This is a genomic window from Novosphingobium meiothermophilum (assembly GCF_003171715.1).
Lineage (GTDB): Bacteria > Pseudomonadota > Alphaproteobacteria > Sphingomonadales > Sphingomonadaceae > Novosphingobium > Novosphingobium meiothermophilum.
In genome coordinates this window covers 125,420-140,061 of record NZ_QGHL01000017.1, presented here as the reverse complement: position 1 = coordinate 140,061, position 14,642 = coordinate 125,420, and the positions used below count along the sequence as shown (strand labels likewise).

Genomic DNA, 14,642 nt, shown 5'->3' with positions numbered 1-14,642 from the left:
TCAGCCCTCCTCGCCCGGATTGCCTGAACGCACGCTGGCTGCGCCATCGCCATCGGCATCGACCAGCAGTTCCGGCCGGGCCAGCGGCAGGATCGTGGCCAGATCGGGCGCTTCCACCTGCTGCTGCTGGCCGATCCACAGCCAGCTATCGCGCTGCAAGCCATCGGGGCGCGTGGTGAATTGCAGCACCGTGGTGCCGCTGGCGCGCAGCGCGGCCAGCACATGGTCAAGCCGTTCGGGCGGAAGCATGTCGTAAAGCGGGGAAAGCATCAGCACGCGCGGACGGGCCAGCACTGCCCCCGCCAGCTTGAGCGCCATGGTCTCGCCCACCGAGAGCGGCCAGCCGGAGCTGGACAGGACCGCATCCAGCCCGCCCGGCAAGGTGCCCACCCGCCGGTCCAGCCCGACCAGTTCGAGCGCCTCGATCATGGCTTCGGGTCGGCCCGGCGCGCTCAGGCCCAGATATTCGCGCACCGACATTTCGACGATGGTCGGCCGGTCCAGCACGATCACGTCCGAACGCAGGCGATACATGTCGAACGTGCCCAGGTCTGCGCCCCCCACCGAAACGAAGCCGGAGGCGGGCACCTGAAGCCGCTTGAGCAGGGTGACAAGGCAGCGCTCAACCCCCGGCGCTGCGATCACGCCGACTTGCGCCCCGCTGGGCACCGAGAAATCGAAGCGGAAACCGCCATGGCGCACGTCACGCAGGCGGATTGCGCCATCGGGCGGGCAGGGCGCTTCGGCCACGACCGGCTTTTCCTGCGGCACTTCCCAGAACAGGTGCAGCTCTTCAAGGCTCGCGCTCATCTCGTAGAACATTTCGAGGTAATAGCCGAGCTGCGCCACGCCATAGAAAACGCCGGAAAGGATCAGTTCGGCGGCCACGAGCTGGCCGATCGAAAGTTCGCCTTGCAGGATCAGCCAGCCGCCCATGGCCAGAAGGCCCGAACTGGCCACGGCATAGAGCAGCAGGAAGGCGATGTTCTGCCCGAAGGTATAGCGGAAATGGCGGCGGTGGGCGTTGACGTAGCTGGCCGTCACTTCATCCGAGCGGCGGATGGCATAGCTCATGTGGCGGCTGGACTTGTAGATGCCGTTGGAACTGCCGACCGTGCCCAGCCAGTGCGCGGCATTGTGCTTGGCGTGGCTCTTGGCCACGGCGCTGGCGATCGAAGGATTCACCCAGACCCGCCAGATCACCAGGATCACCAGCGTCAGCACGATGTTGAAGGCCAGGAAGAAGGGGTGGTAGAAGCTCGTCACGACCAGCCCGACAATGCTTTGCAGCACCACGGTAAACCCGGCGATCAGCAGGCTTGACAGCGATTTCTGGACAATGCCGATGTCGAAGTAGCGGTTGAACAGATCACCGCCGCGCGCGTCCACGAAGAAGGGGTTCTGCGCGTGGACCGCGCGCAGGGTGATTTCGCCCACCACGCGCGCGTAGAAGCGGCGCTCGAACTGCGCCAGCAAGTGCACCCGAAAGGCGCTGAGCATCCCGGAAAGCAGCAGCAGCACGAAAAGGATGGCCGCCAGCGTGAACAGCGGCGCCGGCAGCGCGATATTGGCCACCGAGTTGACCAGCAGCTGCACCGAGATGGGTGTGGCAAGCGAGAGCAGGGAAATGGCCGCGCCATAAAGCAGGGCCAGCCGGATGAAGCCGGCATCCGGGCCGAGCACCTGCGCCGCCCAGCGAATGAAATCGCGAAAGCGCGGTGAGTGCGCCGAAGCGGCGCCATGGGAACTGTCGGCTTGGGGAGCAGCCATCTGTTATCGTGAATCCATCTTCGCAGGTGCAGCACAAATGGGGTGGGATCGTTGTCTTTGTAGGACGGATTTGTGAACTTTCTTTGCTGAAGCGCGAACGGTTGCGCTGCTACATGCCACAGCCGCCGCAGCACGCCTATACGCGTTCGGGGGCAGGATCATGGCAAGGGCATCATGGCGCGACGGGCAGGACGGGGCCATCACGGCAGGTGCGTTCCGGCCATGGATGGCATCGCGCCCGCCAAGGCGCTAAGGCGCTGAACACGCAGGCGTGACACGGGCGCTTGCAGACGGTGATCCTTCCAGGAGTGTTGAGACGGTGACGAACGAGGGCCTTTGGAGTGGCGGCGCAGCGGTGACGGTGGCGGAACTCATGGCCCGCAGCGGGGTTCCCTTCGGCACCAGCGGGGTGCGCGGCCTTGCCGACGCCATGAGCGATGACCTGTGCCATGCCTATGCCTGCGCCTTTCTCGATTACCTGCGCCAGATCGGAGAGTTTGCCGATGGCGGGCGCGTGGCGCTGGCGGGAGACCTGCGCGAAAGCACCCCGCGCATCCTTGCCGCCTGTGCGCAGGCGGTGCGCACCTGCGGCGGCGAGGTGGTGTTCTGCGGCCATGTGCCGACACCCGCGCTGGCATTTCATGCGATGAATGCCGCCGGTGATGCCCGCGGTGCGATGCCATCGATCATGGTCACGGGCAGTCACATTCCGGCAGATCGCAACGGGATCAAGTTCTATCGCCCGCATGGCGAAGTGCTCAAGACCGACGAGCCGGGCATTCTGGCGCAGGCGGTGCGGCCCGCGCCCGCCGCATATCCGGCGGCACTGGGCGCCCCGGTCGATGTGGAGACGGGTTATGTTGCGCGCTATGTCCGCCATTTCGGGGCCGATGCGCTTTCGGGCCTGAAGGTCGGCGTCTATCAGCATTCCGCCGTGGGGCGTGATCTCATGGTGCGCGTGGTCGAGGCGATGGGCGGCAGGGCGCTGCCGTTTGGCCGGTCGGAACAGTTCTTGCCGGTCGATACCGAGGCGATCCGCGCCGAGGACGTGGCCCTCGCCGCCGAATGGGCGCGGGCCAATGCGGTCGATGCGATCATTTCCACCGATGGCGATTCGGATCGCCCGCTGGTGGCCGATGCGCAAGGCGCGTGGCTGCGCGGCGATGTGCTGGGCCTGATCTGCGCGCAGGCGGTGGGGGCCGATGTGGTGGTCACGCCGGTCAGCTCGAACAGCGTGCTTGAACTGAGCGGCGCGGTGCGCAAGGTGGTGCGCACGCGCATCGGATCACCCTATGTCATTGCGGCGATGATCGAGGCGGCCGCGGCCGAGCCGGGGCTTCGCATCTGCGGTTACGAAGCCAATGGCGGGTTCCTGCTGGGCAGCCGCGCGGGCAATCTCGATCCGCTGCCCACGCGCGATGCGGTGCTGCCGATCCTTGCCGCGCTGATCGCGGCCAGGGACCGCCCGCTGGCCGATGTCGTGGCCGCCCTGCCGCCGCGCTTCACCTTCAGCGACCGTCTGCCCGACTTTGCCCCGCCGCACAGCGCGGCGCTGATGAACCTGCTTGGCAGGGGCACCGAAGCAGAGCAGTTCGCCCGCCTTGCCCGCCTGTTCGGGGGCGTTGCCGGGCTGCCCGTGGCGATCGACCGCACCGACGGCTACCGCATAGGGTTCGCGTCGGGCGCGGTGATCCACCTGCGCGCATCGGGCAATGCGCCCGAACTGCGCTGCTATACCGAAGCGGCAAGCGCGGCGGCGGCGCAGGACCTCAACGCGCGGGCGCTGGCCGAGGTCACGGCGAAGATCCTGCCGGAAGCCCTGGCCGTGGAAGCAGGCACGGTATCGACAGGTTGATTATATTGTATGCAACACATACAATATCGCCCGGAAAGCATGACCTGTCCGAAGGGTTGAGGAAAGCAATGGCACATGTGATCGACGGCAAGGCGCTTGCGGCCGAGGTAGTGGCGCGCGCCGCCGCAGAGGTTGCCGACATGGTGGCGAAGGGCGGCACCGCGCCGGGACTCGCGGTGATTCTGGTGGGCAATGATCCGGCCAGCGAAGTCTATGTCGGGCGCAAGATTGCCCAGTGCCGAAAGGCGGGCATCCGTTCGATCGAACACCGTCTGCCCGCCGACACGCCGCAGGAGGACGTGCTCGGCCTGATCGATGCGCTCAATGCCGATCCGCAGGTGCACGGCATCCTCGTGCAGTTGCCGCTGCCGCGCCACATCAATGCAGCGCTCGTGCTTGACCGGATCGATCCGGCCAAGGACGTGGACGGGTTCCACCCGGTCAACGTGGGCCGCCTGTCCACCGGCACTTCGGCGGGCGGGGGCGGGCTGGTGCCGTGCACCCCGCTGGGCGTGATGCTGCTGCTCGACAGCGTGATCGAGGACTATCGCGGGCTGAACGTGGTGGTGATCGGCAAGTCCAACATCGTGGGCAAGCCGGTTTCCATGTTGCTGCTGGAACGCGAGGCGACCGTGACCGTCACTCACATCGAAACGCGCGATCTGCCCGATGTGGCGCGCAAGGCCGATGTCATCGTGGCGGCGGCCGGGGCGCCGCATCTGGTGCGCGGCTACTGGGTGAAACCGGGCGCGGTGGTGATCGACGTGGGCATCAACCGCGTGACCGACCATGACGGAAACAGCCGCATCGTGGGCGATTGCGCCACGCACGAGCTTGACCATGCCAAGGCGGTCACACCGGTGCCGGGCGGGGTGGGACCGATGACGATAGCCTGCCTGCTCAGCAATACGGTTCTGGCGGCCAAGCGAGCAGCAGTTGCGTGAATTGCAATTCTAATCGCGTGCTTCGCACTTGCCGTTAGCGGTATCATGCCCCATATGGAAAGGGCCTTTCAGGCATCCTCTCCCAAACTTCAAAAGGGGCTGGCGCAAGCTGGCCCCCTTTTTTTGCCTGCGCACGGCGCGGTTGTGCGGAACGCGGGGGGGCAGGGGCTGCGCGGACGCTCTCGACAAAAGTTCCGGCAATGCCGCGCGCCTTGCGTACGGGCGAACCGCGCGCAAGGGGCTATGGGCGGCGTCCTGCCACACCCTTTGCTTCAAGTTCAGCGGGCGTCTTCGAGGATCAGTTCGCCGGCGCGTTCGGCAAGGGCCATGGCGGGGCCATTGGTATTGCCTGAAACCGGGGTAGGCATGATCGAGCAGTCGACCACGCGCAGACGCTCGATCCCGTGCACCCGCGCGCGTGCATCGGTGACGGAGGTGGCCGGATCGGTGCCCATGGCGCATGTACCGGTGCCGTGCAGACCGACTTCGACCATCTTTGCCAGTTCGGCAAGGATCGCCTCCTCGTCCTGCACATCAGGGCCGGGCATGCGTTCTGCGCCGATGAAGGGCCTGAGCGGCTCGGAGCCGGCAATGGCGCGGAACAGGCGAAACAGTTCAAGGCTTTTCGCCTTGTCATGGGGATCGGCCCAGATTGCCGCATCGATCAGCGGCGGCTCGCGGAAATCGGGCGAGGTGAGGGTGATCGAACCCCGGCTCTTCGGGCGCAGGTGATAGCCTGAGAAGGTCAGCCCCGGATTGGGCGTGAGCGGGCTGCCGGGACGCGCCGCCATTTCATTGACCGTGCGCATGGCAAAGGGCGCGGCGGCCACCTGAAGATCGGGCCAGTCCGCATCGGTGCCTTCGCCCGCGTAAAGCCCGGTCAGCGGCATGCCCACCCGCGCGAGGTGCCCGGTGCCGGTGAGGAAGTATTGCAGTGCATTGCGCACCAGCCGCCAGCCGAAGAACTCGCGGTTGGTGCCCGGATGGCCCACCAGATCGAACGATACGCCGAACTTGGTGTGATCGGCCAGTTGCTGGCCCACCATGGGCAGATCCTTCACCACGGCAAGGCCCAGCGCCTGAAGCGCCGCGCCCGGACCCACGCCCGAAAGCTGGAGCAGTTGCGGCGAACCATAGACGCCTGCGGCAAGGATCACTTCGCCGGCCGCGCGGTGGATGCGCTCTTCGCCGTGGGCTTGGGTGAGCACGCCCACGGCGCGGCCCTGTTCGATCAGCACCCGCTTGACCGCGGTGTGGGTGGCGATGGTCAGATTGCGGCGGCCCAGCACGGGCATGACGAAAGCCTTGTAGGCGCTCTCGCGCACGCCTTTGCGATCGACCGTATATTGGCTGCGGCCCACCCCTTGCGCGCCCGGCGTGGTGATATCGTCAAGCCAGGGCATTCCCTGCGAGGCAAAGCCTGCCGCCAGCGCATCGAACACCGGCGAACGATAGGTCGATGCGGTGATCTGCAATTCGCCGTCGCGCCCGCGCCCGGCATGGGCGCCCGGCTCGCGGTAGCTTTCGATCCGGCCATAGCAGCGCGCGATCTCGTCCCAGCCCCAGCCGGCAAGGCCCTGCGCGGCCCAGCCATCGAAATCCTTGGGCGCGCCGGTCAGATACCAGGTGCCGTTGATGGCCGAAGATCCGCCCAGCCCGCGCCCGTAGGTGTGGATGCCGCTGCGCATTCCGGGGTGCGCCACCGTGGGAAACACGCGGAAATAGGCGGGGTTGCCCATGATCTTGATGAAACCGCCGGCCATCTTGATGAAGGGGTGCTGGTTGTCGCCCCCGTCCTCGATCAGCAGCACGCGGGTGCGCGAATCGGCGCTCAGGCGGTTGGCCAGAACGCAGCCCGCCGAACCTGCCCCGACGATGATGTAATCGAAATCCGCCATGCCCCGCCCGATCAGCCTTCTTGTGCAACACGCTTCCGGACCTACCCGGAATTAAAATAGAACCAAAGTTCGTTTTTTATCTGCACGGGCCTTGACCCTCTGTCAAGGCACGATTAGAAGTTTGGTTCTAATTGAACGCAACGGGAGAGCGGTCGTGCTGCCAGTGGAACGGGTTATCGGGGAAGAGGGGCTTGCCGTGTGCCAGCAGGACAACGGGGGCAAGGCCCTCAGGCTGGCGATGCGCCTCCCGTGGTATCGTTCGCTGCCGTTCTCGGTGGTGGAAATCGGTCCGCTTTCGATCGATGGCAGGCAGATCGACCTTGGCGATGCACTGATCGAATACGATGGCGCGCGCTGGCCGCTGAGCGAAAACGGCGAGAAGGTGGACACCTTCTGGTTCATCCGCGATTCGGCCTTTCTGGTGTTGCCTTCGCAAAGCGCCGAGGTCGGCTCCAGCCATGAAGTCTCGCTGAACCTTTTTGTCAGCCCGCCCTACATTCCCGGCATGAAGCGGACCAATCCGCAGACCTGCACTCTTACCGTCCAGGCCGCCTGAGAGAGGATGCGCACCATGGCCACCAATGCAAACGACACCGCATCAGGTCCGCAGACCGGCGTCACGCTCTATTCCTTCACCAACGAGTTTCTGACCCGCCAGTTCGAACTGGATACCCTGCTGGCCGAAGTGGCCAGGCGCGGGCTTGGTCCGAACATCGAGATCATCGGCTTCCAGAACTTCCGCGAGTTTCCCGATGTTTCGGATGCCTTTGCCGAACGGTTTCGCGAGATGATCGCCGAGACCGGCCTCAATCCCGTTTCCTGCGCAATCAATTCGGACCGGTTCCTCAAGCCCGGCCAGCAGCCGATCGAGGATGCTGCGCTGGTGGAATACCACAAGCGCCAGCTTCGCAGTGCGAAGAAGCTGGGTTTCAGCCTCGTGCGCTATCAGTTCGCGTTGCCGGTGCATCTCCTGCCCGAAATCGCCCCCTATGCCGAAGAGCTGGACATCCGCATGGGGGTTGAAGTCCACGCGCCGATGTGGGCGGGCCACCCTGCTGTGCAAGCCTATGGCGAGATGTATGACAAGCTGGATACGCCCTATCTGGGGTGGATTCCCGATTTCGGCGGCACGGCCAGCCGCATTCCGGAATCGATGCTCGATGCCGCGCGCGCCAAGGGCGCGAAGGAAGACCTGCTCGACAAGCTGACAGAGGTCTGGCTGGAAGAGGGGATGAGCCACGAGAAGGCCGCAGCCTTGCGCGAATGGGGCCTTGCCCACGGGCACGAGCCGCTGCACATCCAGGCCGCTTGCCTTGCCTTCTTCATCCTGTCCAACCACGATCCCAGAAGCTGGGCCGCGCTGGTGGACCGCACCATTCACATCCACGGCAAGTTCTATGGCGTGTCCGAGGATCTGGTCGAGGAAGCGATCGATTACGATACGATCCTGCCGCTGTTCAAGGACGGGGGCTTCACCGGCACGATGGTGAGCGAGTGGGAAGGCCACGCCTATGACATGCGCGATGCCTTCGAACAGGTGCGCCGCCATCAGGCCATGGCCCGCCGCATCTGGGGGGGCTGATCGCCATGGCTTTCGAACTCTCGGTAAACCTCGAATATGGCTTCACCGAAGCGGGGGAGAAGGTGGAAGACCGCGTTGCCGCAGCGGCGGCGGCGGGCTTCCGCAAGATCGAGCTGTTCCTGCTGAAGGGGCGCGATCTGGGTGCGATCAAGGCGGCGCTGGATGCCCATGGCGTCACACTTGTCAGCACGGTTGCCGATTACGTGACGCAGCTGGTCGACCCGGCAACCCATGAGGGCTTCTGTGAGATATTTCGCGAGGCGGCGGCGGCGGCGAAGTCTCTGGGCTGCGCCAACGTGGTAGTCACTTCGGGGCGCGGCGTTCCGTGGCTGAAACGGCCGGTGCAGCTTGCGATCTTTGCCGATGCCTTGCGCAAGATCGTGCCGATTGCCGAGGAACTGGACGTGACCATCCTGCTTGAATCGGCCAATACCCGCTTCGATCATCCGGGCGTCCTGTGCTCCACCACAGCCGACAGCGTGGTGGTAGCCGACATGGTCGATCATCCGCGCGTGAAGGTGCTTTACGATCTCTATCATTCGGTGGTCGAAGGCGAAGATCCCGAAACCGCGCTCAAGGCGGCGATGCATCAGGTGGTGCATGTGCAGGTGGCCGATGCGCCGGGGCGGGGCGAGCCGGGATCGGGCAATATCGACTGGCCAGCTGTGCTCGCCATGTTCGAACGGGTTGGCTACCGCGGCACGATCGGGCTGGAACTCCAGCCGACCAGGCCTTCGGCCGAAGCCTTCAGCTATTTCCGGCAGCTTTGCGCGCAATAGCGCCGCAGCCGATCCGGGCATGATCCCCGGCTGACGGGGGAGGGGCTGCATTCCGTAGGGATGCGGCCCTTCGTGCATTGTTTCGCCCCGGCACAGACCCCATATGGGGCACATGCTGCAACCCCATGTCATCGCGGCGGTCCTGTGGGCGGTGATCCTCGGCTTTGCCGGCGGCATCCTGACCGAGATCGGTCCCTGGTATCGCAAGCTGAAAAAGCCTGCATGGCAGCCGCCCGACTGGCTGTTCGGCCCGGCGTGGACCGTCATTCTTGGGCTGGCGGCGTGGGCTGCGGTGCTGAGCTGGAACGGGGCTGCCGACGAAGCCGGACGGATGACGGTGATCGCCCTGTTCGCGGCGAACTTCGTCTTCCACTTCCTGTGGTCGCCGCTGTTCTTCGCGCGCAGGCGGCCCGACTGGGCGCTGGCGGAAGTGCCGTTCCTGTGGGTTTCGGTGCTGGCGCTGGCGGTGGGCCTGCGCGAGTATTCCGTCCTCGCAAGCTGGCTGGTGGTGCCCTATCTCGCCTGGGTCAGCTTTGCCGCCTGCCTCAATCTGGCGATCGTGCGGCTGAATGCGCCCTTCGGCCAAGGCGCAGCTTCTGCGGATTGAAAGCCGATGCAGCGCCCGCCCGTCCGGGGGGCGCTGCATCACTTCGCGCAATCAGGCGGCGAGCGCCAGTTCCTTGGTGTCCTTCGTGGTGGGCACGAAGGGCAGATAGGAAACGCGGTTGCGCACCGCGAAGGTGATCGTGTGGCTGCCCGGCGCAAGGCCGCCGTTCAGCACGATGATCTGCGCCTTCTCCCCGAAGTTCCAGCGATCATCATAGACCGTTTCCATTTCGTCGAGCGTATAGGTCTTGCCACGCACCGAAAAGCGCACGGCGTCCCGTGGCTGCACCACCCCGTCGACCGTGACCTGGATGTCCTCGATCATGGAAAGGCCAAGGCCGCGGTAATAGGGCAGGCGCCCCAGAAAGCTGAAGCCGCCCTCGACTGCCTTGAGGCTGCCTTCGACGATCATCTTGTTGTCCATCATGGCAGGGTTTTCCTTATTCTGCGGCCTGGGCCAATGATGCGGCTTCGGCATCGGCCGAGGCGGTGGGCGAGGTCTTGACGGTGGGCACTTCGGTTTCACCCAGCAGCCTTGCGAGCATCACCTGCTGGCGGCGCACCTGTTCCACCGAATCCGGCTCTTCGGCATCCTCGATCCAGCGGTTGCCTTCGTATTCAGAGCAGATGTAGCCTTCATAGCCGCCCTGCTGGAGCACCTGCACAATCTTGTCGTAGGGGATCGAAGGCTCCACGTAGTCTTCGTTCATCTGGTAGAACTTGCCGTGGATGTTGTGGATGCGGTGCATGTAGTCGAGCATCCGCTTGGGTTCGAACGCGGCATTGTGGCGCAGCGTTTCGGCCATTGCGATTGCGGGACCGGTGCCGCCCATCTGCTGCACGTCGAGGATGACATATTCGGAAAGGACGCGGTCCTCGTAAGCCTTCTCGATATAGTCCGCGATGTTCTGCGGCACGCCAAGGCGCATGAACTTTTCCTTCCACACCGGCGGGAAGGCGTGAAGGAACATGCCCATGTCGGGCAGGAAGCCGAGCGCATCCGAGCCGGACTTTTCAAAGGCTTCGGCGTGGCGGATGATCCACGGGTGGTCGAAGTGCAGCGGGGCGTGGACCTCGATCAGGATCTTGATGCCTTTCTCTTCGGCATGGGGCGCGGCGGCAACCAGCACTTCGGGCGCGATCGAGACGAGCGCGCGGATATACTTCATGCCAAGGCGCGCGCCGAAATCGATGTCCTTCCTCACGCTCGCCACCTGCTCGTCGAAGGGCATGATGCGGCCCTTGTAGCGCTTGTAGTCGAGCATGAAGTCATGGCTGACCGGCGTGCAGTCATACTGCCTGATGAGCCGGTGCCAGTTGTCCACGTCGGCATCGGCCACGCCGCATTCGGGCCAGCCCCAGAAGGTCTGCTCGCCGATGATCTCGATGCCCTTCGCGCCCAGTTCCGCGCTGGTGCGAATGCAGTCCTCCAGGTTCATTTTGCCCTGAAAGGTCTCGTTCTGGTAGGAATAGAGGCTGACGCCCCTCTTGATCTTGGACACAGTTTTCTCCTGCCGGGGTTGCTACTGGGATAGCCGGGCACAGGCTTGCGGTTCGGTTCAGTGCCGAGTTTGCGGTGCGGACAGGGCGGAAGGGAGCACGCTGGCGCGCGCGGGCCTTTCGCTCTCTCCTGGGGTCTGGCGCCCTATTATTGGAACCAATATTCTACTATCTGTCACGCGACGTCAAGTGCCTATCGCGTCGCAACCGATGCCGACCGGCAACCCGGTTGACCGTTTTTAAGAATCAACATACTAATTTTGTTACAGGCTCGCAGGCGGCAGGAAATGGCGCGTGATCCGGTCTGACAATGGGAGACAGCGATGTTGAAAAGGCCATACCGTGCAGCGCTTCTGGCGCTGTGTGCCGCCACTGCAATTTCCGCGCCGGTGCAGGCGAAGCCCGCCTCCGGCGATGATCTGGCCGCGCTCAAGGCGCAGGTTCAGGCGCTTTCGGCCGAAGTGAGCGCCACCCGCGACAGGGCCGCAGTGGAAAACCTCTTTTCCACCTACATGTATCTGCACAACGCCTTCCGCGACGAGGACATCATCCCGCTCTGGGCGAAGAAGGGCACTCCCGGCGTGCGCGCGCAATACAGCAACATCGGCGTCTATACCGATTGGGACAAGATCATCTCCTACCATCAGGGCCGCCCCGCGCCGGTCAGCAAGCTGGTGTTCCACTATGTCACCACGCCGGTGATCGAGGTTGCCGGCGACGGGCAGACCGCCAAGGGCCTGTGGATCGTCAACGGGCTTGAATCCGGTCTGGTGGATGTGGAGCAGGCGAAGAACATGCCCGCATGGATGTTCGAGAAGGAGCTTGTGCAGGGCAAGAAGGTGTGGATGCACAACGTCTATCTGAAATATGGCGTCGATTTCATCAAGCAGGACGGGCAATGGAAGATCTGGCACTTCCACTGCTTCGAAGTGGCGCGCGCTCCCTATGGCATGGGCTGGATTCCCTTCGCCGCCGCCGCGCAGGACGATGCCTTCAACGTCGATCTGATGTATGTGGGCGAAGACGGCAAGCCGGTCTTCATGCCCCAGCCCGATGGCCCGGCCACGATCCTGTCCAACACCTACCGCACCGATACATCGCAGCGGCTCGAAGCCCGCCCGCCAGAACCCTATCGCACTTTCAGCGAGACGTTCGAATATTGAGAGAATGCCGCCGACCTTGCCAAAATTTGGCAAGGCCGGCATAATGTCCCTACCATGTCCACGATGAACATCTCGCTGCCTGAAGGGCTGAAGGCATTTGTCGATACGCAGGTATCAACGCGCGGCTATGGCACCAGCAGCGAATATGTGCGCGAATTGATCCGAAAAGATCAGGATGTGCAGCGTCTGCGCCAGATGATGCTGGATGGCGCTGCATCGCCGGTGGTGGGTGTGGCGGACGACGGGTATTTTGATTCCCTGCGCGATCTGGTGCGGCACGTCCCCAAGATCTGAGCAATTCTATTGCAGTCCCGGCCATTGACGATCCGCGCACTGGCGGATGCTGACATTCAGCAAGCCGTAGCCCGCTATGCGCAAGAGGCAGGGCCAGAGGTTGCGCAGCGCTTTGTCGATGCCCTTGAGCGCGGTTTTATCGCCATTGCCCGTGCGCCTGAAGCAGGCTCTCCCCGTTGGGCACACGATCTGAACCTGCCGGGCCTGCGTTCCATCAAGGTCAAGGGTTTCCCATGGCTGGTGTTCTACATGCCGCTTGAAGATCGGGTCGATGTTTGGCGGGTGATCGATGCCCTGTGCGATATTCCAGCATGGATGGCAGAACAGCTTGTCTCTTGAATCCGGTTACGCCGCCAGCTTCAGCCGCGCCAAGAAGTCAGACCATGTCAGGCGCACGTCGATCTGTTCGAACACCTTGATCTGCCGTCCGGCGATTTCTTCGCCATAAGTGCAGTCGGGTTTGATGCGTCGCGCAGGTCGGTCAACCGCCTTGCTGCTTTCGGTGGTCAGCGCGGTCAGCAGCGTCAACGGGCTGTCGCCCATCGGCCATGTGCCGCCAAGGTCGACGAAAGCGGGCGGTGTGGTGAACTTGTCATAGATCCAACGGCCCAGCGGCGATGCCGCGCGCATGTCCGCTGCCAGTTCGGCCACCGACATCTGCATCTGGCGATAGGCGCCCTGCGGCACCTGCCAGAACGGAATCTTCGTGCGTTCGATGACATGCCGCGCCGCTTCGATGTCGGTGGCAAGGTTGTATTCCCAGCCACCATCGGGCCAGTTGCCCCCACCGATCCACACCACCGAAGCAATGCGCGCCGCGATGCGCGGTTCCAGTTCCAGCGCGTCGGCCAGATTGGTCAACGGCCCGCCGCAGGTGAAGATCAGTTGTAGCGGATCATCGCGCATCGCTTCGGCCACGATGGCCTTTGCCGCATCGGATGGCGGCCCTTTGCGCGCGCCGTCGCGCCCGGCCTTTATCGGGATGCCCTTTGCCGCCGGAAGCTGCGCCACCAGTTCCGCCGCCAGTTTGGCACCCTCAGCCGTCGCCGTGCCTTCGGGATACGTCGAAAGCTTGGGGTCCACCAGCGATACGGTGACCAGCACCGTGCGCGTCTTGTCCGCCAGCAATTGGTGCGCCAACGCCACCAGCCCATCGGGATCGCCTTCGAAATCGTTGTCGACAATCACGCGGGCCGATGCACGCTGCGGTATCCATGGCTGGGCAAAAGCCGGACCGGACAGCGTGGCGGCGGCCATCCCGCCCGCCATGCCTGCAAGAACGCTGCGCCGGTCCGGTCGTGTCATCATTTCGTCGGGTAATCCTTCGCCTCTTCCAGCACCGGCAGCGTTACCGCGCCGGTTGCCGCCCATTCCGTGCCGCGCAGGATCAGTGTTTGCAAGGGCTGGAAGTGCAGCGACACCTCGTCATGCCCCAGCGTGATCGAAAAGACCCGCCCCTTGCCATAGTCGGCCGTCCAGACTTGCGGGTGATCGGCATCGATCCCCTTCATGGCCTTCAGTTTTTCGGGGGTATAGGCCGCCACCGGATACTTCGGACCTGTCAGCTTCGGATCATAGGCTGCGGCCGCATCATGCGCGGTTGCCAGAACGTGGATCCTCGCCTCCGGGTCCATGGCCATGTTGGTGTACATGTCATCGTTGTAAGTCCAGATGAACTCGCGCATTCCCTGCGTGATGGGGTGCTCGCGGTCGATGATGTGGACGGGAAATGCCCCCGGAGGAGCGCGGCGGCTTGATCCGGGCAGCATCACGCCGCCCACAAGCCGGCGGTATTCGGGGATGTCCCGTCCCCAGGTGAAGCTGGAATGATAGGCAACAAGGCCCCCGCCTTCGCGGACATACTGATAAAGTGCCTTGAATGCGCTGTCGGACCAGACCTTCTGCGCCGGGTCGGCATAGTTCCACCGGCTGGAATAGTTCAGCAGGACCACATCGTAGGCCTTGAGCATCTCCAGTGAGCCGTGATCGAAATCCTCGGTCACGCGCACATCGAAGCGCTTGGTGTCCTGCATCATGGTGCGCAGCATGTTGTTAACGCCGGTCCAGTCATGCTCGTAGGAGTTGCGCCCTGAGATTATCAGCACCCTGATCCGGTCCTCCGCCGGATTGACCGGGATGGCGACACGTTGCACCGTTTCGGGCGGGCGATAGTCGATTGTGACGATCACCTGCGCCATGGCAGGCACAGCGATGCCAAGCGCGATGATCGTGCCAATCAGCTTCTTCATGT

15 protein-coding genes are annotated in these 14,642 nt (G+C 63.9%); 9 read left to right on the top strand and 6 right to left on the bottom strand.

The annotated features are described in order from the left end of the window. A complete protein-coding gene (locus tag DKM43_RS14500; protein ID WP_109799201.1) occupies positions 1–1,770 on the bottom strand; it encodes an ABC transporter transmembrane domain-containing protein in 1,770 nt (589 codons plus the stop codon). Between the two features lie 373 nt (positions 1,771–2,143). Between DKM43_RS14500 and DKM43_RS14495 the strand changes: the two genes are divergently transcribed. Continuing rightward, positions 2,144–3,625 carry a phosphomannomutase gene (locus DKM43_RS14495; protein WP_109799262.1) on the top strand — a complete coding sequence of 494 codons (1,482 nt, stop codon included), beginning with the start codon at positions 2,144–2,146 and terminating at the stop codon, positions 3,623–3,625. A gap of 68 nt (positions 3,626–3,693) precedes the next feature. Further along, positions 3,694–4,569: a bifunctional 5,10-methylenetetrahydrofolate dehydrogenase/5,10-methenyltetrahydrofolate cyclohydrolase gene (locus tag DKM43_RS14490; protein WP_109799200.1), complete on the top strand. Its 876-nt coding sequence runs from the start codon at positions 3,694–3,696 to the stop codon at positions 4,567–4,569. Positions 4,570–4,847: 278 nt separating this feature from the next. Here DKM43_RS14490 and DKM43_RS14485 read toward each other — a convergent pair whose 3' ends face one another. Continuing rightward, complete coding sequence (locus tag DKM43_RS14485) at positions 4,848–6,467, bottom strand: GMC family oxidoreductase (RefSeq protein WP_109799199.1); 1,620 nt, start codon at positions 6,465–6,467, stop codon at positions 4,848–4,850. A gap of 163 nt (positions 6,468–6,630) precedes the next feature. Here DKM43_RS14485 and DKM43_RS14480 point away from each other — a divergent pair, with 163 nt between their 5' ends. The 4 genes from DKM43_RS14480 (at position 6,631) to DKM43_RS14465 (ending at position 9,435) form a co-directional block, all read left to right on the top strand. Continuing rightward, the gene (locus DKM43_RS14480) at positions 6,631–7,023 is read left to right on the top strand and encodes a C-glycoside deglycosidase beta subunit domain-containing protein (RefSeq protein WP_236632607.1); all 393 of its coding nucleotides are present in this window, start codon (positions 6,631–6,633) and stop codon (positions 7,021–7,023) included. A gap of 15 nt (positions 7,024–7,038) precedes the next feature. After that, positions 7,039–8,049 (top strand): sugar phosphate isomerase/epimerase family protein, encoded by a 1,011-nt coding sequence (locus DKM43_RS14475; RefSeq protein WP_109799261.1) that lies wholly within the window; start codon positions 7,039–7,041, stop codon positions 8,047–8,049. A gap of 5 nt (positions 8,050–8,054) precedes the next feature. Continuing rightward, entirely contained in the window at positions 8,055–8,828 is a 774-nt protein-coding gene (locus DKM43_RS14470) for a TIM barrel protein (RefSeq protein ID WP_109799197.1), read from the top strand. 112 nt (positions 8,829–8,940) lie between these two features. After that, entirely contained in the window at positions 8,941–9,435 is a 495-nt protein-coding gene (locus tag DKM43_RS14465; protein WP_109799260.1) for a TspO/MBR family protein, read from the top strand. Between the two features lie 51 nt (positions 9,436–9,486). Here the strand turns inward: DKM43_RS14465 and DKM43_RS14460 are convergent, their stop codons facing one another. Both DKM43_RS14460 and DKM43_RS14455 read right to left on the bottom strand, forming a co-directional pair. Beyond that, positions 9,487–9,861: a C-glycoside deglycosidase beta subunit domain-containing protein gene (locus tag DKM43_RS14460; protein ID WP_109799196.1), complete on the bottom strand. Its 375-nt coding sequence runs from the start codon at positions 9,859–9,861 to the stop codon at positions 9,487–9,489. Positions 9,862–9,874: 13 nt separating this feature from the next. After that, on the bottom strand, positions 9,875–10,873 hold the full coding sequence (locus tag DKM43_RS14455) for a sugar phosphate isomerase/epimerase family protein (RefSeq protein ID WP_330857652.1): 999 nt from the start codon (positions 10,871–10,873) through the stop codon (positions 9,875–9,877). A 384-nt stretch (positions 10,874–11,257) separates the two neighbouring features. On the opposite strand from DKM43_RS14455, the gene DKM43_RS14450 reads away from it, so the two are divergent. From DKM43_RS14450 to DKM43_RS14440, 3 genes are read left to right on the top strand one after another with little or no spacing between them, the layout of a single operon-like run. Continuing rightward, the gene (locus DKM43_RS14450) at positions 11,258–12,097 is read left to right on the top strand and encodes a nuclear transport factor 2 family protein (protein ID WP_109799194.1); all 840 of its coding nucleotides are present in this window, start codon (positions 11,258–11,260) and stop codon (positions 12,095–12,097) included. Positions 12,098–12,151: 54 nt separating this feature from the next. Beyond that, entirely contained in the window at positions 12,152–12,391 is a 240-nt protein-coding gene (locus DKM43_RS14445) for a ribbon-helix-helix domain-containing protein (protein ID WP_109799193.1), read from the top strand. Positions 12,392–12,415: 24 nt separating this feature from the next. Continuing rightward, positions 12,416–12,730, top strand: coding sequence for a type II toxin-antitoxin system RelE/ParE family toxin (locus DKM43_RS14440; protein ID WP_236632606.1), 315 nt, complete (start codon positions 12,416–12,418; stop codon positions 12,728–12,730). A gap of 6 nt (positions 12,731–12,736) precedes the next feature. Here the strand turns inward: DKM43_RS14440 and DKM43_RS14435 are convergent, their stop codons facing one another. Both DKM43_RS14435 and DKM43_RS14430 read right to left on the bottom strand, forming a co-directional pair. Continuing rightward, positions 12,737–13,699 carry a nucleoside hydrolase gene (locus DKM43_RS14435; protein WP_109799191.1) on the bottom strand — a complete coding sequence of 321 codons (963 nt, stop codon included), beginning with the start codon at positions 13,697–13,699 and terminating at the stop codon, positions 12,737–12,739. Beyond that, entirely contained in the window at positions 13,696–14,640 is a 945-nt protein-coding gene (locus DKM43_RS14430) for a ThuA domain-containing protein (RefSeq protein WP_109799190.1), read from the bottom strand. The genes DKM43_RS14435 and DKM43_RS14430 overlap by 4 nt, the downstream gene beginning before the upstream one ends. Positions 14,641–14,642 lie beyond the last annotated feature (2 nt).